The 19415-nt window shown below is 75.7% G+C and carries 14 protein-coding genes; 10 read left to right on the top strand and 4 right to left on the bottom strand.

Annotation, left to right across the window (positions count from 1 at the left end):
• Positions 1–114 precede the first annotated feature (114 nt).
• The 4 genes from GWJ10_RS13605 (at position 115) to GWJ10_RS13590 (ending at position 7631) form a co-directional block, all read left to right on the top strand.
• Positions 115–2550 carry a helicase-associated domain-containing protein gene (locus tag GWJ10_RS13605; RefSeq protein ID WP_163188032.1) on the top strand — a complete coding sequence of 812 codons (2436 nt, stop codon included), beginning with the start codon at positions 115–117 and terminating at the stop codon, positions 2548–2550.
• 120 nt (positions 2551–2670) lie between these two features.
• Positions 2671–4350: a DNA repair helicase XPB gene (locus GWJ10_RS13600; protein ID WP_163188030.1), complete on the top strand. Its 1680-nt coding sequence runs from the start codon at positions 2671–2673 to the stop codon at positions 4348–4350.
• A 344-nt stretch (positions 4351–4694) separates the two neighbouring features.
• On the top strand, positions 4695–6740 hold the full coding sequence (locus GWJ10_RS20015; RefSeq protein WP_277394953.1) for a TPM domain-containing protein: 2046 nt from the start codon (positions 4695–4697) through the stop codon (positions 6738–6740).
• Positions 6741–6827: 87 nt separating this feature from the next.
• Positions 6828–7631, top strand: coding sequence for a PspA/IM30 family protein (locus GWJ10_RS13590; protein ID WP_163188028.1), 804 nt, complete (start codon positions 6828–6830; stop codon positions 7629–7631).
• Between the two features lie 12 nt (positions 7632–7643).
• On the opposite strand, the gene GWJ10_RS13585 is transcribed toward GWJ10_RS13590, so the two are convergent.
• The gene (locus tag GWJ10_RS13585; protein WP_163188026.1) at positions 7644–8408 is read right to left on the bottom strand and encodes a type 1 glutamine amidotransferase; all 765 of its coding nucleotides are present in this window, start codon (positions 8406–8408) and stop codon (positions 7644–7646) included.
• Between the two features lie 116 nt (positions 8409–8524).
• Here GWJ10_RS13585 and GWJ10_RS13580 point away from each other — a divergent pair, with 116 nt between their 5' ends.
• Positions 8525–9124: an NYN domain-containing protein gene (locus GWJ10_RS13580; RefSeq protein WP_061268040.1), complete on the top strand. Its 600-nt coding sequence runs from the start codon at positions 8525–8527 to the stop codon at positions 9122–9124.
• A gap of 25 nt (positions 9125–9149) precedes the next feature.
• Here GWJ10_RS13580 and GWJ10_RS13575 read toward each other — a convergent pair whose 3' ends face one another.
• A complete protein-coding gene (locus GWJ10_RS13575) occupies positions 9150–10379 on the bottom strand; it encodes a winged helix DNA-binding domain-containing protein (protein ID WP_163188024.1) in 1230 nt (409 codons plus the stop codon).
• A gap of 141 nt (positions 10380–10520) precedes the next feature.
• Here GWJ10_RS13575 and GWJ10_RS13570 point away from each other — a divergent pair, with 141 nt between their 5' ends.
• The 4 genes from GWJ10_RS13570 to GWJ10_RS13555 all read left to right on the top strand — a co-directional run bounded on the left by GWJ10_RS13570 (position 10521) and on the right by GWJ10_RS13555 (position 14358).
• Complete coding sequence (locus GWJ10_RS13570) at positions 10521–11258, top strand: response regulator transcription factor (RefSeq protein ID WP_043654159.1); 738 nt, start codon at positions 10521–10523, stop codon at positions 11256–11258.
• Entirely contained in the window at positions 11255–12973 is a 1719-nt protein-coding gene (locus GWJ10_RS13565; RefSeq protein ID WP_163188022.1) for a HAMP domain-containing sensor histidine kinase, read from the top strand. Before GWJ10_RS13570 ends, GWJ10_RS13565 begins: the two co-directional genes overlap by 4 nt.
• A gap of 233 nt (positions 12974–13206) precedes the next feature.
• Positions 13207–13938 (top strand): hypothetical protein, encoded by a 732-nt coding sequence (locus tag GWJ10_RS13560; RefSeq protein ID WP_061268038.1) that lies wholly within the window; start codon positions 13207–13209, stop codon positions 13936–13938.
• A 126-nt stretch (positions 13939–14064) separates the two neighbouring features.
• A complete protein-coding gene (locus GWJ10_RS13555) occupies positions 14065–14358 on the top strand; it encodes a WXG100 family type VII secretion target (protein ID WP_061268037.1) in 294 nt (97 codons plus the stop codon).
• Between the two features lie 107 nt (positions 14359–14465).
• On the opposite strand, the gene groL is transcribed toward GWJ10_RS13555, so the two are convergent.
• Positions 14466–16091: a chaperonin GroEL gene (gene groL / locus GWJ10_RS13550; RefSeq protein ID WP_031315159.1), complete on the bottom strand. Its 1626-nt coding sequence runs from the start codon at positions 16089–16091 to the stop codon at positions 14466–14468.
• A 289-nt stretch (positions 16092–16380) separates the two neighbouring features.
• Between groL and GWJ10_RS13545 the strand changes: the two genes are divergently transcribed.
• A complete protein-coding gene (locus GWJ10_RS13545) occupies positions 16381–17850 on the top strand; it encodes a glycoside hydrolase family 15 (RefSeq protein ID WP_241005806.1) in 1470 nt (489 codons plus the stop codon).
• Positions 17851–17895: 45 nt separating this feature from the next.
• On the opposite strand, the gene GWJ10_RS13540 is transcribed toward GWJ10_RS13545, so the two are convergent.
• Positions 17896–19401, bottom strand: a complete 1506-nt coding sequence (locus GWJ10_RS13540; protein WP_163188020.1) for an NAD(P)/FAD-dependent oxidoreductase — start codon at positions 19399–19401, stop codon at positions 17896–17898.
• Positions 19402–19415: the final 14 nt, after the last annotated feature.

Raw genomic sequence — 19415 nt, 5'->3', positions numbered from 1 at the left:
GTCGGCAACCGGGGACGAGATCGGCGGGTCCGGTCGGCGTCGGCAGTCCCGACTGCCGTTCTCGCACGCGAGCGCCGATCTCGTCCCACCCGGCTGGCGCGTAGCATCGGACGGATGGCCACCTCCCGGCCCGAGCGGGCTCCGACGTACAGCGAGTCGCTGCGCCAGCGCGACGACGACGCGCTGGTCGCCCTGCTCGCGGGGCGTCCCGACCTCGCCACCCCCTCCCCCTCGACGCTGCTCTCGCTCGCCGCGCGCGCGATGAACCGCACGAGCCTCGAGCGCGCGCTCGCCGGGCTCGACGAGCTGACGCTGCACGTGCTCGAGTCGGTGCTCGTGCTCGACTCCGTGGGCACGCCCGCGACGGCGTCCGCGGTCGCGCGCGCGACGGGGGTGGACCGCGCGTCGGTCACCGCGGCGCTCGCGCGCCTCGACGAGCTCGCGCTCGTGTGGTCGCCCGGCACGCGCTCGGCCAGGTTCCGCCCGGCGCCCGGGACGGCCGAGGTGCTCGGCCCGCACCCCGCAGGCCTGGGCCCGGTCTCCGGCGACGCCCCGGCGCCGTCCGCCGTCCTGCCCGACGACGCGCCCCCGGGCGCGCGCGCGATCCTCGACGCGCTCGCGTGGGGGCCGCCCGTGGGCGTCGCGCCCCGCTCCGACGCGTCGGCACGCCGGGCGACGGCCTGGCTGGTCGAGCGCGGCTACCTGCGCGCGACCGACGAGCGGCACGTCGTCCTGCCGCGCGAGGTGGGGCTCGCGCTGCGCGGCGGCCGCACCCACCGCGACGTGCGCACGACGCCGCCCGTGCCCGACGTGCGCGAGCTCCCCGCGGCGACGGTCGAGGCGGAGTCCGCGAGCGCCGGGCTGGAGGCGGTGCGCCTCGTCGCGCGCCTCGTGACGCACTGGACCGAGCACCCGCCCGGCGTCCTGCGCGCGGGCGGCCTCGGGGTGCGCGACCTGCGCCGCGCGGCCCTCGCCCTCGAGGTCGACGACGCGACGGCGGCCGCGGTCGTCGAGGTCGCGGCGGCGGCGGGCCTCGTGGCCGACGACGGCGACGACCCGCCCACGTTCGCCTCGACCCCGACGGCCGAGGACTGGCTCGACGACGACCTGGGCGACCGCTGGGCCGCGCTCGCGCGCGGGTGGTGGCGGTCGCGCCGCACGCCGTGGCTCGTCGGGAGCCGTGACGAGCGGGGCGCCCTGCGCGCCGCGCTCGACCCCGAGCTGTGGCGGCCCTGGGTCCCGCGGCTGCGTCGCTCGGTCCTCGACGTGCTCGCTCTCGCGCCCGACCGGCCGCTCGGCCCGGCCGACGTCGTCGCGGTCCTGCGCTGGCGCACGCCGCGCGCGGTGCCGCCGGAGCAGGCCGTCGCGGGGCTGCTGCGCGAGGCCGCGCTGCTCGGCGTGACGGGCGCGGGCGCGCTCGCTCCCCCGGGCCGGGCGCTCGTCGCGGGCGACGACCCCGCGCCGTCGTCGGAGCCCGTGGACCTGGGCGCCGCGTTCGAGGCCGTGCTCCCGCCCGAGGTGGACGACCTCCTGCTCCAGGGCGACCTCACCGGCATCGTGCCGGGCCGGCCGTCGCGCACCCTCGAGCGCCTCGTGGAGGTCGCGGCCGACGTCGAGTCGCGCGGTGCCGCGACCACGGTCCGGTTCACCGCGGAGTCGGTGCTGCGCGCACTCGACCGGGGCGCGACGGCCGACGAGCTGCTCGCCGAGCTCGCGTCGCACTCCCGCACGCCCGTGCCCCAGCCGCTGGAGTACCTGGTGCGCGACACCGCGCGACGTCACGGGCGCGTGCGGGTCGGGACGGCGTCGTCGTACGTGCGCGCCGAGGACCCGGCGCTCCTCGCGGGCATCGCGGAGGACCCTGCGCTGCGCGGCCTCGGCCTCGTGCTGCTCGCGCCGACCGTGCTCGCGTCCGGCGCACCGGCCGGGGAGCTACAGGACGCGCTGCGGGCGCGCGGCGTGCCGTCGGTCGTGGAGGGCCCGGACGGGCGCGTGCTCGTCGCGGACCGTGCGGGCCGTCGCGACCTGCCCGACGCCGCGGGCCCGGCCCGGCGAGGACGGGCCGGGGCGGTCGTCGGGCGGCGCGGGGGCCGCGCCCGGACCGGGGTCGTGCCCGGCTCCGGGGCCCGCGTGGACGAGGCGCGGGACGGGGCAGGGCGTGGCGAGCAGCGGTTCGCCGACCTCGTCGCCCGGCTCCGCGCCGCGGAGACGCGCTCGGCGGAGCAGGCCCAGACCCGCGCGGCCGGCGGGGCACGCGCCGACGGCGACGGGTCGCGCCGGGGCGGGGGGACGTCGTCGGGCCGGGCAGGACGCGGGGACGACGGCCCCGAGGGAACAAGCGACCCGGTGGCGGCGTTGGGGCTGCTGCGCGAGGCGATCGCGGACGGCGCCATGGTGTGGCTCGAGGTCGTCGGGTCGACGGGCGCGCCGGACCGCCGCCGCGTGCGGCCCCTCACGCTCGACGCCGGACGGCTGCGCGCGCAGGACCCGGCACGCGACGCCGAGCTCACGGTCGCGGTCCACCGCATCGCGTCCGTGACCCCGGACTGACCCTGGCCCGGCCCCCGCACTACCCCCGGACCGTCACCCGACCGACCCCGGACCACCACCGGCCCGCCCGGCGACCGCCCGGACCGCACGACCCTCGGCCACCCACGGCAAGGAGAACGCATGACCGACGGACCTCTCATCGTCCAGAGCGACAAGTCGCTCCTGCTCGAGGTCGACCACCCCCGTGCCGACGACGCGCGGCGGGCCATCGCGCCGTTCGCCGAGCTCGAGCGCGCCCCGGAGCACGTCCACACGTACCGGCTCACGCCGCTCGGCCTGTGGAACGCGCGCGCGGCCGGGCACGACGCCGAGCAGGTCGTCAACACGCTCATCGAGTACTCGCGCTACCCGGTGCCGCACGCGCTGCTCATCGACGTCGCGGAGACCATGTCGCGGTACGGGCGGCTCACGCTCGCGCAGCACCCCACGCACGGGCTCGTGCTCGAGGCGACGGACCGGGCCGTCCTCGCCGAGGTGCTCAAGTCCAAGCGCACCGCCGGGCTGGTGGGCGACCGGATCGACGACACGACCGTCGTCGTGCACCCGTCCGAGCGCGGCCACCTCAAGCAGGTCCTCGTGAAGCTCGGCTGGCCCGCCGAGGACCTCGCGGGGTACGTCGACGGCGAGAAGCACGCCATCGCGCTCAGCCCGACGACGCCGCCGCGCGCCGAGGGCGAGGAGCCGAAGCCGTGGGAGATGCGCCCGTACCAGGCGCAGGCGGTGGACGGGTTCTGGCACGGCGGGAGCGGCGTCGTCGTGCTGCCGTGCGGCGCCGGCAAGACGATCGTGGGCGCGGGCGCGATGGCGAGGTCCGGGACGACGACGCTCATCCTCGTGACGAACACCGTGAGCGCGCGCCAGTGGCGCGACGAGCTCGTACGGCGCACGACGCTCACCGAGGACGAGATCGGCGAGTACTCCGGCGCGCGCAAGGAGATCAAGCCCGTCACGATCGCGACCTACCAGGTGCTGACGACCAAGCGGAAGGGCGTGTACACGCACCTCGAGCTGCTCGACGCGCGCGACTGGGGCCTCGTCGTGTACGACGAGGTGCACCTGCTGCCCGCGCCGATCTTCCGCATGACGGCGGACCTGCAGGCGCGCCGCCGCCTCGGGCTCACCGCGACGCTCGTGCGCGAGGACGGCCGGGAGGACGAGGTGTTCTCGCTCATCGGGCCCAAGCGGTACGACGCCCCGTGGAAGGACATCGAGGCGCAGGGGTACATCGCGCCCGCGGACTGCGTCGAGGTGCGCCTCACGCTGCCGGAGTCCGACCGCATGACGTACGCCGTCGCCGAGCCAGAGGACAAGTACCGGCTCGCCGCGACCGCCACCGGCAAGAACCGGGTCGTGGAGCAGATCGTCGCGCAGCACCCGGACGACCAGGTGCTCGTGATCGGCCAGTACCTCGACCAGCTCGAGGAGCTGTCGCAGCACCTCGACGCGCCGCTCATCACGGGCGCGACGACGGTCCGCGAGCGCCAGCGCCTGTTCGACGCGTTCCGCACGGGCGAGATCTCGCGGCTCGTCGTGTCGAAGGTCGCGAACTTCTCCATCGACCTACCAGAGGCGTCCGTCGCGATCCAGGTCTCCGGGTCGTTCGGGTCGCGCCAGGAGGAGGCCCAGCGCCTCGGCCGCGTCATGCGCCCCAAGGCCGACGGCCGCACCGCGCACTTCTACGCCGTCGTCGCGCGCGACACGGTGGACCAGGACTTCGCGGCGCACCGCCAGCGGTTCCTGGCGGAGCAGGGGTACGCGTACCGCATCGTCGACGCGGAGGACCTGGGCGTCGTGCAGTGACGGGTGGGGACCGCAGCGCAGCAAGGTACCCGCCCGGCACGGAACGACGCCCAGGGCCGACCAGGAACGCGGAGGACCTGGGCGTCGTGCAGTGACGGGTGGGGGTCCCGCGACGTAGGAGCGCGGCACCCGCCCGACACGGAACGACGCCCAGGGCCGACCAAGAACCCGGAGGACCTGGGCGTCGTGCAGTGACGGGTGGGGACCGCAGCGCAGCAAGGTACCCGCCCGGCACGGAACGACGCCGGAGGCCTACCGAGACACCGGGACCTGGGCGTCATCCGGCGACCGAGGGCCCCGCGGCACCGATTGCGGGTCCTGGGCCGCTGGGAAAGGATCGGGCCGTGAGCACGGCCGATTGTCCCTGGCACCCCCGCGCGGCCGGGGGCCGCGGCGCCCGCGCGTTCCTCGCCCTCGTCGTCTCGACGCTCGTCGGGCTGCTGACGTGCATCGCCCTCGTCGCCCCGGCGGGCCTCGCGCACGCCGTCCCGCCGATGGACGTGACGGACGAGATCACCGACCCGTCCGGCGTCCTCGGGGACCGTACGGACGACGTGCGCGCGGCGCTCGACCGCCTGGCCCAGGACACGGACCTGCAGCTCTTCGTCGTGTACGTGGACGACCTCGACGGCATGGACGGCGTCGACTGGGCGAACGCGACGGCGAACCAGTCGGGGCTGGGGGTCGACGACCTGCTGCTGGCCGTCGGGACGCAGGACCGGCGGTACGGGCTGTCGTACGACAACAACGTCCCGCTGTCGGACGCCGAGCTGGACCGGATCACGTCCGCCGTGGAGGACGAGCTGCGCGCCGACGACTGGGCGGGTGCGGCCATCGCGGCGGCCGAGGTGGCGCGGGGTGCGAGCCAGGGTTCGGGCGGCGTGTCGTGGTTCTGGGTCCTGCTCGTCGGCGGCGTGCTCGTGATCGTGGTCGTGGTGGTCGCCCGCGCGGCGGGACGACGCCGCCGGGCCGCGACTGCCGTCGGGCCGGCGGGCGACCCGCTCGCGGCGCTGCCCACGGCCGAGCTGGACCGCCGCGCGAGCGCGGCCCTCGTGGCGATCGACGACGCCGTGAAGACGTCCGAGCAGGAGCTCGGCTTCGCGCAGGCGCAGTTCGGGATCGAGGCGACGCAGCAGTTCTCCGCCGCTCTCGCCGAGGGCAAGCAGCAGGTCGCGGAGGCGTTCGCGCTGCGCCAGCAGCTCGACGACGACCAGCCCGAGGCGGAGCCCCAGGCGCGGCAGATGATGGCGCGCATCGTCGCCCTGTGCGACGAGGTCGCGGACTCGCTCGACGCCCAGTCCCGCACGTTCGACGAGCTGCGCGACCTGCAGGCCCGCGCGCCGCAGGTGCTCGACGAGACTGACCAGCGCGCGACCGAGGTGCTCGCCCGCGTCGAGCCCGCGCGCGCGACGCTCGAGGCGCTCGGGCGCACGTACCCGTCGACGGCGCTCGCGTCCGTCGCGCAGAACCCCGAGCAGGCGCAGGCGCTCCTCGCGGGCGCGCGCGAGTCGGTGGCGCGCGGTCGGGAGGCGCTCGCCTCCAAGGACCGGGCGACGGCGGTCGCGCTCGCCCGGGCCGCGCAGAACGCCGTCGGGCAGGCGGTGACGCTGCTCGACGCCGTCGACCGCGCGGGCACCGAGCTCGCCGAGTCCGGTCCGCGGCTCGACCGGGGCGTCGCGTCGATCACGTCCGACATCGCGGACGCCGGGCGGCTCGCCCCGGGGGACCCCGCGGTCGCGCCGGCGCTCGCGGAGGCGCAGGCCGCCGTGGCGACGGCCGGGGCTGCGCGCGACGGCGGCGACCCGCTCGCCGCGCTCCGTCGCCTCACGGACGCGGAGGCGGCGCTCGACGCCGTCCTCGCCCCGTTCCGCGAGCGTGCCGAGCAGGCGGCGCGTGCGAACGCGCTGCTGCGCGAGACCCTCGCGCGCGTCGACTCGCAGGTCCGCGCGACGAACGACTTCATCGAGACGCGGCGCGGCGCCGTCGGCCCGGAGGCACGGACCCGGCTCGCGGAGGCGATCCGCCTGCTCGGCGAGGCGCGCGCGCTCCAGCCGACCGACCCCGTCGCCGCGCTCCAGCGCGCGCAGCAGGCGGACGCGCAGGCGCAGTCCGCGGCCCAGCGCGCGCAGCAGGACGCGTCGAGCTGGCAGTCGTCCCAGGGTGGCGGGTTCGGCGGGGGTGGCGGCAGCAACGTCGGGGGCATGGTCCTCGGCGGGATCCTCCTCGACTCCATCCTCCGCGGCGGGGGCGGCGGCGGACGCTCGGGCGGGTTCGGCGGCGGCAGCTTCGGCGGCGGCTACGGGGGTGGCGGGTTCGGCGGCGGACGCTCCGGCGGACGGTCGGGCGGCCGGTCCTCGGGCGGGCGCTCCGGCCGCGGCGGACGCTTCTGAGCACGGGCGCCACCTCACGCCCCGCACCACCGGACGACGGCACGACGGCACGACCAGCACCAGACGGCTCACCAGAGAGGGACGACCATGGCGGAGAAGCAGAGCATCTTCGGACGGATCGCGCAGCTCGCCCGCGCGAACATCAACGCGCTCCTGGACAGCGCCGAGGATCCGCAGAAGATGCTGGACCAGCTCGTGCGCGACTACACGAACAACATCGCCGAGGCGGAGCAGGCCGTCGCGCAGACCATCGGCAACCTGCGCCTCGCCGAGCAGGACTACAACGAGGACGTCGCCGCCGTCCAGGAGTGGGGCCAGAAGGCCGCGGCCGCGTCGGCGCAGGCCGACCGGTACCGCGAGCAGGGCGACGCCGCGAACGCCGACAAGTTCGACAACCTCGCGAAGATCGCGCTCGGCAAGCAGATCGCCGCCGAGGGCGAGGCGCGCCAGGCCGAGCCGCTCATCGCGTCGCAGCGCGAGTCCGTCGAGAAGCTCAAGTCCGGTCTCGCGATGATGAAGGACAAGCTCGGTCAGCTGAAGTCCAGGCGTGACTCGCTCGTCGCGCGGCAGAAGAGCGCGCAGGCGCAGCAGACGGTGCAGGGCGCGCTGAGCTCCATCAACGTGCTCGACCCGACGAGCGAGCTCTCCCGCTACGAGGAGATCGTCCGCCGCGAGGAGGCGCTGGCGCTCGGCCAGGCGGAGGTCGCCGCGTCGAGCATCGACGCCCAGTTCGCCGAGCTCGAGACGTCGGGCGAGGCCGTCGAGATCGAGGCCCGCCTCGCCGCCCTCAAGCAGGGCTCTGCCCCGGCCGCGCAGGTGTCGCCCACGCAGGTCACGCCCGCGATCGGTTCCGGGACGACCACCCAGGACGGCCCCTCGACCGACTGGTGACCTCGGCCCGGGTCAGGCGGGGACGCGTCGTCGGCTGACCCGGACCGCGGTGACGAACGACTCCGCGAGCCGGCGTCCGCCGTCGAGCAGCGCGGGGGCGTGCTCGTCGAACCCGGCGAGCGCCGCCGCGGTGTCGACGTCGTCGTACCGGTCGCACCAGGCCGCGAACCCGGCGCGCGACGCCTCGGGGTGGAACTGGACGCCGAGCGCGGACCCGAGGTGGAACGCCTGGTAGGGGTACATGTTCGACGACGCGAGCCAGACCGCGCCGGCCGGGAGCTCGACGATCGCGTCGCCGTGCATGCTCGTCACGCAGCGCACCGGGTCGTCGCCCGTCGCGAGCGGCGCCAGCACCGGGTCGGTGTCCGCCTCGGCACGCCAGAAGACGCGGGTCGCGCCGACCTCGCGCCCGGGCGGGGCGGCGACCGCCACCTGTCCCCCGCCCGCGACGGCGAGGAGCTGTGCGCCGAGGCAGATCCCGAGCGTCGGGACGCCCTGCGTCGCGGCGGCGACGAGGGTCTCGCGCAGGGCGGGCAGCCAGGGGGCGCGCGCGTCGTCGTACGCGGACACGTGGCCCCCGAGGACGACGAGACCGTCGCCGAGCTCGTCGAGCCGGTCTGCGGCGGGGACGGGCTCGCCGTCGTGCGCCCGGACGACGCGGAGCTCCGCGTCGAGGAGGTCGGCGTAGGCGTCGAGCGTGACGTCCGGGGAGTTCTCGACGACCGTGAGCCGGACGGTCCCGGTCGCGGTCGTGGCGTCGGTGTCGTGCGTGGTCACGAACCCTGACGGTACCCACTCGGGGGTGGGGCGACGCAAACACCCACGTCGTGGACAGGGCGGCCGGGCGCACCGGGACGGAGCGCGGCGGGTCGCGCGCCGATAGGCTGACCGGCATGTCCGACCTCCAGACCTCCGACGGCCGAGCGCTGACGACGCCGCGCCGCACCTACCTCGTCGTCGACGGCGAGAACATCGACGCGACGCTCGGCATGAACGTCCTCGGCCACCGCCCCGCCCCGGAGGAGCGGCCGCGCTGGGACCGCATCGTCGACTTCGCGCGCCAGGCCTGGGGCCAGGACGTCACGCCCCTGTTCTTCCTCAACGCGTCGTCGGGCCAGATGCCGATGTCGTTCGTGCAGGCGCTGCTCGCGATGGGCTACCGCCCGATCCCGCTGTCGGGGTCGAGCAACGAGAAGGTCGTCGACATCGGTATCCAGCGCATGCTGGACGCGATCGCCGGCCAGCCGGGCGACGTGCTCCTCGCGAGCCACGACGGCGACTTCCTGCCCCAGGTCGAGACGCTGCTCGACGACAAGGACCGCCGCGTGGGCGTCCTCGCGTTCCGCGAGTTCGTCAACGTGCGCCTCACCGAGCTCACGGGCCGCGGGCTCGAGATCTTCGACCTCGAGGACCACGCGGGCGCGTTCACGGCCGTGCTGCCGCGCGTGCGGATCATCCCGCTCGACGAGTTCGACCCGATGCGCTACCTCTGACCGGCCGTACCGCGGGCTCCGGCGCTCAGGCGTGGAGCTCGCGGTACAGCGGCGTCGGGAACGACGCCGTCACGCCGTCGCCGCCGAGGAGCGCCGCGATCCGCTCGGCCTCGGCCGCGACGGCCCGCTCGCCGTCCGAGCCGACGTCGTCGAGGAGACGCCACGCGGGCTCGCCGCCCGGGCGCACGACCCAGGCCCCGACGATCCGGCCCTCCCACCAGACGGTCGCGCCCGCGTTGCCGATCGTGTCGAAGACGGCGGCCTTGTGCGCTCCCAGGTACCAGTCGCGTGCGGTCCAGCCCATCGTCGTCGGGTCGAGCGAGGGCAGGAGCGCGACGTGGCCCTCGATCGGCACCTCGTCCGGGCCGGGCAGGTCCGTGCCCCGCAGCATGACGCCGGGGCGGGCGTCCTCGCCGCCCGACGCACCGACCTCGACCTCCACCTCGACGACGTCGAGACCCGCGAGCGCCGCGACCGTGTCGCGGCGGTTCCAGCCGGTCCACCACACGAGGTCCTCGACCGTCGCGGGCCCGAACACGTCGAGCCAGGCCCGCGCCAGCGCGGTCCGCGCCGCGGCCTCGTCGAGCACGGGGATCCCGCCGGGAAACCAGTCCTCGACGGGCGACCAGACGTGCCGGTTGGAGGACCACGTGCCCCGCGGCTCGCCCCGCACGACCGCGCCCTCGGCCGACAGGAGCGCGAGGAGCTGGGAGGTCATCGTGCGGCGCACGTCCCACGTCTTGGTGGTCGTGGGCAGGAACGCCGTCCGCAGCAGCGGCGCGGCCCGCGACAGGCTCGCGCCGTCGAGCGGGCCGTGCTCGGCGAGCGCCGCGTGCACCTGGGCCTCGACCGCGGCGAGGAAGGTCGCGGCGTCGTCGACGGGCGGGTCCGTGGGCAGGGTCGCGAGCTCCTTGAGCAGGCGGGTGCGCAGCCGTCGCGCGACGGCGAGGGCCGCCGCCGCGTGCACGACGGGCACCGTCTCGCGGCGCACGACGAACATCGTGCGCCGCATGGCGAGCACCTTGACGAGCGAGCGCCGCCGGAAGACGGCGTCCCGGACGTCGTCGAGCACGAGGCCGGGGACCCGCGCGAGCACCGACAGGTAGACGCTCGGGGCGTCGGTCGCGTGCAGCGCGAGGAGCCGGTCCACCACGTCCTCCGGGCTCCGGGCCGCCGGCCTGCCGGGAAGGTCCGCGGCGAGCGCGAGCTGCTGCGCGACGAGCCGACGCCGCCTCTGGTCCACCGTGATCCGCACGGCGGCCATCCTGCCCCGGGCCACCCACGCCCGCCCGCGTGCCGCGTCCGGCGCCCGGTGCCGGCGCCGACGTCGCGCCGGGTGCCGCCGGGTCGAGCACGTTCCCAGGCGGCTCCCAGACCGCGGGAGCACACTGGACGCATGAGCACCACCCCCGAGGCACGCCTCGTCGTCGTCGACGACGAGCCGAACATCCGCGAGCTGCTGGCCACGTCCCTGCGCTTCGCCGGGTTCGAGGTGCACGCCGCCGCGGACGGGCAGAGCGCCCTGCGGCTCGTGCGCGACGTCGAGCCCGACCTCGTCGTGCTCGACGTGATGCTCCCCGACATGGACGGGTTCACCGTGACCCGCCGCCTGCGCGAGAAGGGCCAGCACACGCCCGTCGTCTTCCTCACCGCGAAGGACGACACGCGCGACAAGGTCACGGGGCTCACCGTGGGCGGCGACGACTACGTGACGAAGCCCTTCAGCCTGGAGGAGGTCGTGGCGCGCATCCGGGCCGTGCTGCGCCGCACGCACGCCGAGCCGGTCGACGACGCCGTCCTGCGCTTCGCCGACCTCGAGATGGACGAGGACTCGCACGAGGTCCGCCGCGCCGGCGTCGACATCGACCTGTCCCCCACCGAGTTCAAGCTGCTGCGCTACCTCATGCTCAACGCCGGGCGCGTGCTGTCCAAGGCGCAGATCCTCGACCACGTGTGGCAGTACGACTGGGGCGGCGACGCGAACATCGTCGAGTCCTACATCTCCTACCTGCGCCGCAAGATCGACAACCTCACCGTGCCCGGCCCGGACGGCGAGCCCGTGGCCCTGCCGCCGCTCATCCACACCAAGCGCGGCGTCGGCTACCTGCTGCGCCAGCCGCCCGCGGCGTCATGACGGCCGGCCCCGACCGCACGACGGCCGGGTCCCCGCCGGTCCCGCCCCCTCCCCCGCCCCCCGGGGCGGCCTCGCAGCCCGGCAGCGCGGCGTCGGGCGAGCACGCGGCGTCCGCACCCGTCCCCGACGGCCCGACGGCGGAGCGCCCCTTCGGTCGGCCCGTCCCCACCGAGGGGTGGGGCTGGTTCGCGCGCGTGCCGCTGCGGGCACGTCTCGTCGCGATCACCGTGCTCCTGCTCGCGGCGGGGCTCGGGCTGGCCTCGGTCGTGACGACGACCGTCGTGTCCAGCTACCTGGTCGCGCAGGTCGACCAGGACCTCCAGGGGTCGGCGACGACCGTCGCCCGGTCCTCGTTGCTCAGCAACCCGCGCACCGCGAGCCAGATCCCGAGCGAGTACTTCGTGCTGCTCCGCGAGCTGTCCGGCAACGAGACCGGCTACAGCTGGCAGGCCACGACGTCGCGGTACGGGGAGCCCGACATCCCCGCGCTGTCCGACCAGGAGATCGAGCGGCTCGCGGGCGAGCCCTTCACGGTGCGGTCCGTCGGAGGCTCCGACCCCGCGCAGTGGCGTGTCGTCGGGCGGTTCCTCTTCGTGGACGGCCAGCAGGCCGGGACCGTCTTCGTCGCGCTGCCGCTGACGGGCATCCACGAGACGGTCAAGGTGCTCGGCCGGGCGCTCGCGCTGTCGGCGCTCGGCATCGCGCTCGTCGGCGGCGCGGTCGCCTACCTCGCCGTCCACCGCGCGCTGCGCCCGCTGCGCGAGATCGAGGAGACCGCGGCCGACATCGCCGCGGGCGACCTGTCGCGACGCGTGCGCCCCGCGCCGCCGACGACGGAGGTCGGCTCGCTCGCGGTGTCGCTCAACGCGATGCTCACCCAGATCGAGGAGGCGTTCGCGGTCCAGGAGGCGTCCGAGGAACGGATGCGGCGCTTCGTCTCGGACGCGAGCCACGAGCTGCGCACGCCGCTCGCGACGATCCGCGGCTACGGCGAGCTGTACCGCATGGGCGCGCTCGACACCCCGGACAAGGTCGACGACACGATGGGCCGCATCGAGGACTCGGCGACCCGTATGGGCACGCTCGTCAACGACCTGCTCGCCCTCGCGCGGCTCGACGAGGGCCGGCCGCTGCGCCACGAGCCGGTCGACCTCGTCTCCCTCGCGCGGGACTCCGCGCAGGACCTGCACGCGCTCGACCCCGCGCGCGACGTGCGGGTCGTCGGGCTCGCGCCGGGCGCGGACGCTCCGGCGTCGCTGCGCGTCGTGGGCGACGAGGACCGGCTGCGGCAGGTGCTCGCCAACCTCGTCGGCAACGTCGCGCGCCACACGCCGTCGGGCACTCCGGTGGAGATCGCGCTCGGCGCGGCGCCCGCGCCCCCGTCGGACGACGCGCCGTCGGGCGACACCCGGGGCGGCGACGCTCCGCGCGGCGACCTCGCGCGGGGGGACGTCGCGCGGGGGGACGTCGCGCGCGGCGACGTCGCGGTGCTCGAGGTCCGCGACCATGGCCCCGGCGTCCCGACGACACAGCGGGGCCGCCTGTTCGAGCGGTTCTACCGGGCGGACACGTCGCGCAACCGCTCGTCCGGCGGGTCCGGGCTCGGCCTGGCGATCGTCGCCGCGATCGTCGGGGCGCACCGCGGCCGCGTGTCGGTCCGTGAGACGCCGGGCGGCGGGCTCACCGTCCGCGTGGACCTCCCGCTCGGCTCCTGACGGCCCGCACCCCGCCCGACCTGGGGGTTCGTCGACAACCGTCCGCCTCGTCGCGCGGGAGCCCGCCGAGGCGTCCCGACGCGCCGCCGACTGGGGCTACGATGGCGGGTCGTCCCGCGAGACCTAGGCTGAAGACGAGGCCGCGCGGCGACGCGGGGGCCTCCGCGCCGGGCAGCACGCCCGGCGACGACGACCTCCGTCCTGCTCGTCTCCGTCGAAGAAGGCTGAAGTTCATGGGCGTCAACAGCGCCGACGCACCGCAGTGGTTCCTCTCCTCGTTCGTCCGCAGCGCCCGGGGCGCCGGGGCGACCGCCCCGGACGACGAGATCCGCGCCGTCGGGCAGGGGCTGCTCGACCGCTGGGACCAGCCGGGACGCCACTTCCACAACCTGCGCCACCTGGCCGACGTCCTGGGCCGGGTCGACGAGCTCTCGCAGGAGACGCACGACCCCGACCTCGTGCGCCTCGCGGCCTGGTACCACGGCGCCATCTTCGACGCGAAGGGCGGCGCGACCTACGCCAACAAGGGCGGCGAGGACGAGACCGCGAGCGCGGCGCTCGCCGTCGCCGAGCTCACGCGGCTCGGCGTCCCCGAGCCCGCGGTGCGGCGCGTCGCGCACCTCGTCAACGCGCTCGTCCGCCACGCCCCGGACGCCTCCGACTTCGACTGCGCGGTCCTGTGCGACGCCGACCTCGCGATGCTCGCGGCCGAGCCGCAGCGCTACAAGGAGTACCTCAAGGACGTGCGCGACGAGTACGCGCACATCCCCAAGCCCGACTACGTGCGCGCCCGCATCGCGATCCTCACGAAGCTGCTCGACCGGCGCACGCTCTTCTCGAGCCCGCTCGGCGCGGCCTGGGAGGAGGCCGCGCGGCAGAACCTCGACGCGGAGCTCCAGCGCCTGCGCAAGGAGCAGGCCAAGCTCGCGGAAGCGTCGACGGCGTCCCCAGCCTCCGGCGCCTGAACCGCCGTCCACAGGCCTGACCTCCGCTCCTCCGGACCCGGGGAGGTCCGCCTACCGTCGTCGCCACGCCCCGGTGCTCACCGGGGCGACGGACGGCCCCCGGGCCGAGGGACGACGGAGGTTCGGATGAGCCGGTTCGAGGTGGACAGCGCGCGCGTCGCGCAGGCGAGCGCCGCGGTGCACGGGTCGGTCACGGCGATCCGTGCGGAGGTCGGCGCCATGATGCGGCACCTCACGGACCTGCAGGCGTCGTGGCGCGGTGGGGCGGCGACGTCGTTCACGGGCGTCATGGCGCAGTGGCAGACGACGCAGACCCAGGTCGAGGTCGCGCTCGACGACATCACGGCCGCGCTCGGCGCCGCCGCCCAGACCTACGCCGACGCCGAGTCGCAGGCCGCGCGCCTGTTCACGGCGCGGTAGACCCCGCCCGGGACCTCCCAGCGGGCACGACGAAGGCCGCCGGCCGGGCGAACCCGGCCGACGGCCTTCGGTGTCCTACGACTCCCCGTGAGGGGAGGCAGGTCGGCTCAGAAGTCCATGCCGCCCATGCCACCGGTCGGGTCGCCCGCGGGGGCAGCCTTCTCCGGCTTGTCGGCCACGACGGCCTCGGTCGTGAGGAACAGCGCCGCGATGGAGGCGGCGTTCTGCAGCGCGGAGCGCGTGACCTTGACCGGGTCGTTCACGCCGGCGGCGAGGAGGTCCTCGTACACACCGGTCGCGGCGTTGAGGCCCTGGCCCGACGGGAGGTTGCGCACCTTCTCCGCCACGACGCCACCCTCGAGGCCCGCGTTGACCGCGATCTGCTTGAGCGGGGCGTCGATCGCGGCGCGCACGATCTGCGCACCGGTCGCCTCGTCACCCTCGAGCTCGAGCTTCTCGAACGCCACGGCACCGGCCTGGATGAGCGCGACGCCACCACCGGCGACGATGCCCTCCTCGACGGCAGCCTTCGCGTTGCGGACGGCGTCCTCGATGCGGTGCTTGCGCTCCTTGAGCTCGACCTCCGTCGCGGCACCCGCCTTGATGACGGCCACGCCGCCGGCGAGCTTCGCGAGGCGCTCCTGGAGCTTCTCGCGGTCGTAGTCGGAGTCCGACTTCTCGATCTCGCCACGGATCTGGTTGACGCGACCCTGGATCAGGTCGGCGTCGCCCGCGCCCTCGACGATCGTGGTCTCGTCCTTCGTGACGACGACCTTGCGCGCCTGGCCGAGCAGGTCCAGCGTCGCGTTCTCGAGCTTGAGGCCCACCGTCTCGGTGATGACCTGGCCGCCGGTGAGGATCGCGATGTCCTGGAGCATGGCCTTGCGGCGGTCGCCGAAGCCCGGGGCCTTGACGGCGACGGACTTGAACGTGCCACGGATCTTGTTGAGCACCAGGGTCGCGAGCGCCTCGCCCTCGACGTCCTCGGCGATGATGAGGAGCGAGCGGCCGGCCTTCATGACCTGGTCGAGGACCGGGAGCAGGTCCTTCACGTTCGAGATCTTGGACTCGACGATGAGGACGTACGGGTCCTCGAGCACGGCCTCCTGGCGCTCGGGGTCCGTCTCGAAGTAGCGCGCGAGGAAGCCCTTGTCGAAGCGCATGCCCTCGGTGAGCTCGAGCTCGAGGCCGAAGGTGTTCGACTCCTCGACCGTGATGACGCCCTCCTTGCCCACCTTGTCGAGGGCCTCGGCGATGAGCTCGCCGATCGCGGGGTCGCCGGCGGAGATGGCGGCCGTGGCGGCGATCTCCTCCTTGGTCTCGATGTCCTTCGCGGCGTTGAGCAGCTGCTCCGTCACCGCGTCGACGGCCTTCTCGATGCCGCGCTTGACGGCGATCGGGTTGGCGCCGGCCGCGACGACGCGCAGGCCCTCGCGCACGAGCGCCTGGGCGAGCACGGTCGCGGTGGTCGTGCCGTCACCCGCGACGTCGTCGGTCTTCTTGGCGACCTCCTTGACGAGCTCCGCACCGATCTTCTCGTACGGGTCCTCGAGCTCGATCTCCTTGGCGATGGAGACGCCGTCGTTCGTGATGGTCGGCGCGCCCCACTTCTTGTCGAGGACGACGTTGCGGCCCTTGGGGCCGAGGGTGACCTTGACGGTGTCGGCGAGCGTGTTGAGCCCGCGCTCCATGCTCCGACGAGCCTCCTCGTCGAAGGCGATGATCTTGGCCATGGGGAATGATCCTCCGCTGGTGGCGTATGGCGGTCGGCCGGCGCCCGCGACGGACGGCCCACGACGGCGGCGTTCATGTCACGCCGCCAGGGCGGGCCTCACCTGTCGACCTGGTGGGTTGCGCCGCAGCCGCCTGAGCGGCTGCCTGCGCTGGTCACTTCTGTCACTCTCGTGACGAGAGTGCTAACGCCATTATTGGCACTCGCACGGTGCGAGTGCAAGACAGCGGTCCGCCACGCCGCCGCGTATCGCGAGGGGCGAAACCGAGCGTCGCGAGACTCGCTCTAGGATGCGCGGTGTGATCCGCGCAACACCGTCGTGGCGCCCCCTCGCAGCCCTGGCCGGCTTCGTGCTGGTCCCTGCCCTCGGCCTGACCGCCGCGACCGCGGTCGCGGCGCCCTCGGGCGAGCACATCGACCTCTACCAGGACGGCGTCGCGGTGACGACCGGGCCCGACGGCGGCCCCGCGGTGCTGCGCCTCGCGCCCGGCGTCGGCGCGACGTACCTCGAGGGCAGCCGCGTGCTCGACCCGGCGTCGCTCGACCCCGGCGCGCTCGCCGCAGGCGTCGACCCCGCGGACGGCGAGGCGGACCGGCTCGCGCAGGTCGCCGGGGCGCGCCTCGACGCGACGGCGCTCCTCGACCCCGGTCTCGCCCACCAGACCGCCACCGCGTCGCGGGCCTGGCTCGCGTCCGGCGTCGTACCGGGGGCAGGCGGTCCGTTCGCCGCGCTCGGCGAGGCGGCCCTCCTCGACCTGCGCGCGCTGACGCTCGGCGACGGCGCCGCCCTCGCCGCGCCGTCGCCCAAGTGGCGCTACGTGTGGCCGCGCGACGCGTCGTTCACCGCGGCGGCGTTCGCGCGCACCGGTCACGTCGACGACGCGCGCGCCGTCCTCGGCTTCCTCGCCCGGGTCCAGGAGGACGACGGCTCGTTCCACGCTCGCTACCTCCCCGACGGGTCGGGCGTCCCCGACGACCGGGGCATCCAGTCCGACGGCGTCGGCTGGGTCCTGTGGGCCGCGGACGTCGTGCTGGAGGAGACGCCCGCGGCGGACCGCGCCGAGGTGGCCGCCGAGCTGCGCCCGCTGGTCGACGCCGCGACGGACCACGCGCTCGAGCTCGTCGACGGCGAGGACCCGCTGCCGCCGCCGTCGAGCGACTACTGGGAGGTCGAGCCCACGTCTCTCACCCTCGGGACCGCCGGTCCCCTGCTCGCCGGCCTGGAGGCCGCGGCGGACGTGTACGCGGCCGCGGGCGAGGCGCCGCGCGCGCACGAGGCGACCCTCGCTGCCGCCCGCCTGCGCATGGCGGTCGAGCGCTCGTTCGGGTCCCAGGGCTACCCGCGCCACGTCACCGGCGGCGCGCGCGACGCCTCGACGGCGTTCGTGCTGCCGCCCTTCCAGCCGGAGCCCCTCGCCGGCGCGGACGAGGCCTGGCGCACGTCCGTGCGCGAGATGCTGCGCCCGGCCGGCGGGCTCGCGCCGGGCGCGGGCTGGCGGGCCGACGGCATCTCGTGGACACCCCAGACCACGCTGTACGCGCTGGCCGCGGCGTCGTCGTCGGACCCCGAGGACCGCGCCGACGCCGAGGAGTGGCTCCGCTGGGTCGACGACCACCGCACCGCGTCCGGGGCCATCCCGGAGAAGGTCCTCGCCGACGGCTCGCCCGCCGCCGTCGCGCCGCTGTCGTGGAGCTCCGCGCTCGTCGTGCTCGCGCTCGTGGAGCTCGGCGCCCAGGGCACGCCGGGCGGCGCGGGCTGACGCTCCTCCTGGGCTCTCCCGGTCCGCTGCGCCGGCGCGCCGGGGCTACCGGGTGGTCGCGCCGCTCGTCGCGACGGGCCCCAGGTCGGGCGCGTCACGCACGTCGAACTCGCGCCGCAGCACCCGTTGCGCGGCGTACCAGCCCCCGAGGCCGTGCACGCCCGGCCCGGGCGGCGTGGACGCCGAGCACAGGTAGACGCCCTCCAGCCCGACGGCGTAGGGGTCGAACCGGGGCGTGGGCCGCGCGACCATCTGCCACATGCTCACGGCGCCGCCCGCGATGTCGCCGCCCACGTAGCTCTCGTCGTGCGCCGCCATCTCCGCCGCGGGCACGCAGCGCGACGCCACGACGACGTCCCGGAAGCCCGGCGCGAACCGCTCGACCTGCGCGACGACGTCCTCCGTCACGTCACGCGTCGACCCGGCGGGCACGTGCGCGTAGGTCCACAGCGGGCGCAGCCCGCTCGCCCCTCGCCCGGGGTCGACGACGGTCGGGTCGCTCACCAGCACCACGGGCCGGGCAGCGTGGCGACCGGCCGCGACGTCGGCCTCGCTGCGCGCCATCTCGGCGCGCGTCCCGCCGAGGTGCACGGTCCCCGCGCGCCCCACCTCCGGGTCGGCCCAGGGCACGGGCCCGGAGAGCACGAGGTCGACCTTCGCGGCCGCGTCGCCGTGCCGGAACCGGCGCAGCGCATCCTCCGCACGCCGCGGGAGCCGGTCCGCGAACACGTCCGCGACGACGCGCGGCGTCGTGTCGAACACGTAGGCGCGGGCCCGCGGCAGGTCGGCGAGCGAACCGACCCGGTGGCCCGTGACGACGTCGCCCCCGTGGGCACGCAGGTCGTCCTCGAGCGCGGCGACGATCGCGCCGGAGCCGCCACGCGGCAGCGGCCAGCCGCCCGGCGCGTGGCCGAGCGACGCCAGCAGCACCGCCGTCCCGGCCGCGGCGAGCGACGGGAGGCGCGAGATGGCGTGCGCCGCGACGCCCGTGAGGAGCGCGCCGGCCTCGTCGGTGCGGAAGCGCCGCGTCCACGCGGGGCTCCCCTGCTCCAGCACCGCCGCGCCGAACCGGGCCGTCACACCGGCGCCGCTCGGCGTGAGCACGCGCCCCGGCACCGAGCGCTTGTCACCGAGAGCGACCGCGACGACGTCGCGCCACCCCTCGGCGAGCGGGCCGAGCAAGGCGCGCCAGGCGGCGCCGTCGACCCCGAGCCGCTCGACCGTGCGCTCGAGGTCGTGATAGGCCACGCCCGCACGACCCCCGTCGAGGGGGTGGGCGTACGAGACCTCCGGCGCGAGCAGCTCCACGCCGCGCGCGCCGAGGTCGAACGCCTCGAAGAACGGCGAGGCCCACGCCATCGGGTGCACCGCCGAGCAGACGTCGTGCACGACGCCGTCGGCCAGCCCGAGGTCGAGCGTGCGGGCCCCGCCGCCCGACGTCGGCTGCGCCTCCAGCACGCGCACGGAGAGACCGGCGCGCGCGAGGGTCACGGCGGCGGCCAGGCCGTTGGGGCCCGAACCGACGACGACGGCGTCGAGGTCCTCCGTCACGCGACCCTCGGAAC

Origin of the sequence: Cellulosimicrobium sp. SL-1 (assembly GCF_011033075.1) — a bacterium.
GTDB classification, from domain to species: domain Bacteria; phylum Actinomycetota; class Actinomycetes; order Actinomycetales; family Cellulomonadaceae; genus Cellulosimicrobium; species Cellulosimicrobium funkei.
The sequence above is the reverse complement of the archived record's forward strand: the minus strand, read 5'-3'. Positions and strand labels throughout refer to the sequence as shown.

Excerpts from the sequence above, each read along its gene's own strand:
- GWJ10_RS13605 (WP_163188032.1), top strand. The coding sequence starts at position 115 with ATGGCCACCTCCCGGCCCGAGCGGGCTCCGACGTACAGCGAGTCGCTG.
- GWJ10_RS13600 (WP_163188030.1), top strand. The coding sequence starts at position 2,671 with ATGACCGACGGACCTCTCATCGTCCAGAGCGACAAGTCGCTCCTGCTC.
- GWJ10_RS13590 (WP_163188028.1), top strand. The coding sequence starts at position 6,828 with ATGGCGGAGAAGCAGAGCATCTTCGGACGGATCGCGCAGCTCGCCCGC.
- GWJ10_RS13580 (WP_061268040.1), top strand. The coding sequence starts at position 8,525 with ATGTCCGACCTCCAGACCTCCGACGGCCGAGCGCTGACGACGCCGCGC.
- GWJ10_RS13570 (WP_043654159.1), top strand. The coding sequence starts at position 10,521 with ATGAGCACCACCCCCGAGGCACGCCTCGTCGTCGTCGACGACGAGCCG.
- GWJ10_RS13565 (WP_163188022.1), top strand. The coding sequence starts at position 11,255 with ATGACGGCCGGCCCCGACCGCACGACGGCCGGGTCCCCGCCGGTCCCG.
- GWJ10_RS13560 (WP_061268038.1), top strand. The coding sequence starts at position 13,207 with ATGGGCGTCAACAGCGCCGACGCACCGCAGTGGTTCCTCTCCTCGTTC.
- GWJ10_RS13555 (WP_061268037.1), top strand. The coding sequence starts at position 14,065 with ATGAGCCGGTTCGAGGTGGACAGCGCGCGCGTCGCGCAGGCGAGCGCC.
- groL (WP_031315159.1), bottom strand. The coding sequence starts at position 16,091 with ATGGCCAAGATCATCGCCTTCGACGAGGAGGCTCGTCGGAGCATGGAG.
- GWJ10_RS13545 (WP_241005806.1), top strand. The coding sequence starts at position 16,381 with ATGCGCGGTGTGATCCGCGCAACACCGTCGTGGCGCCCCCTCGCAGCC.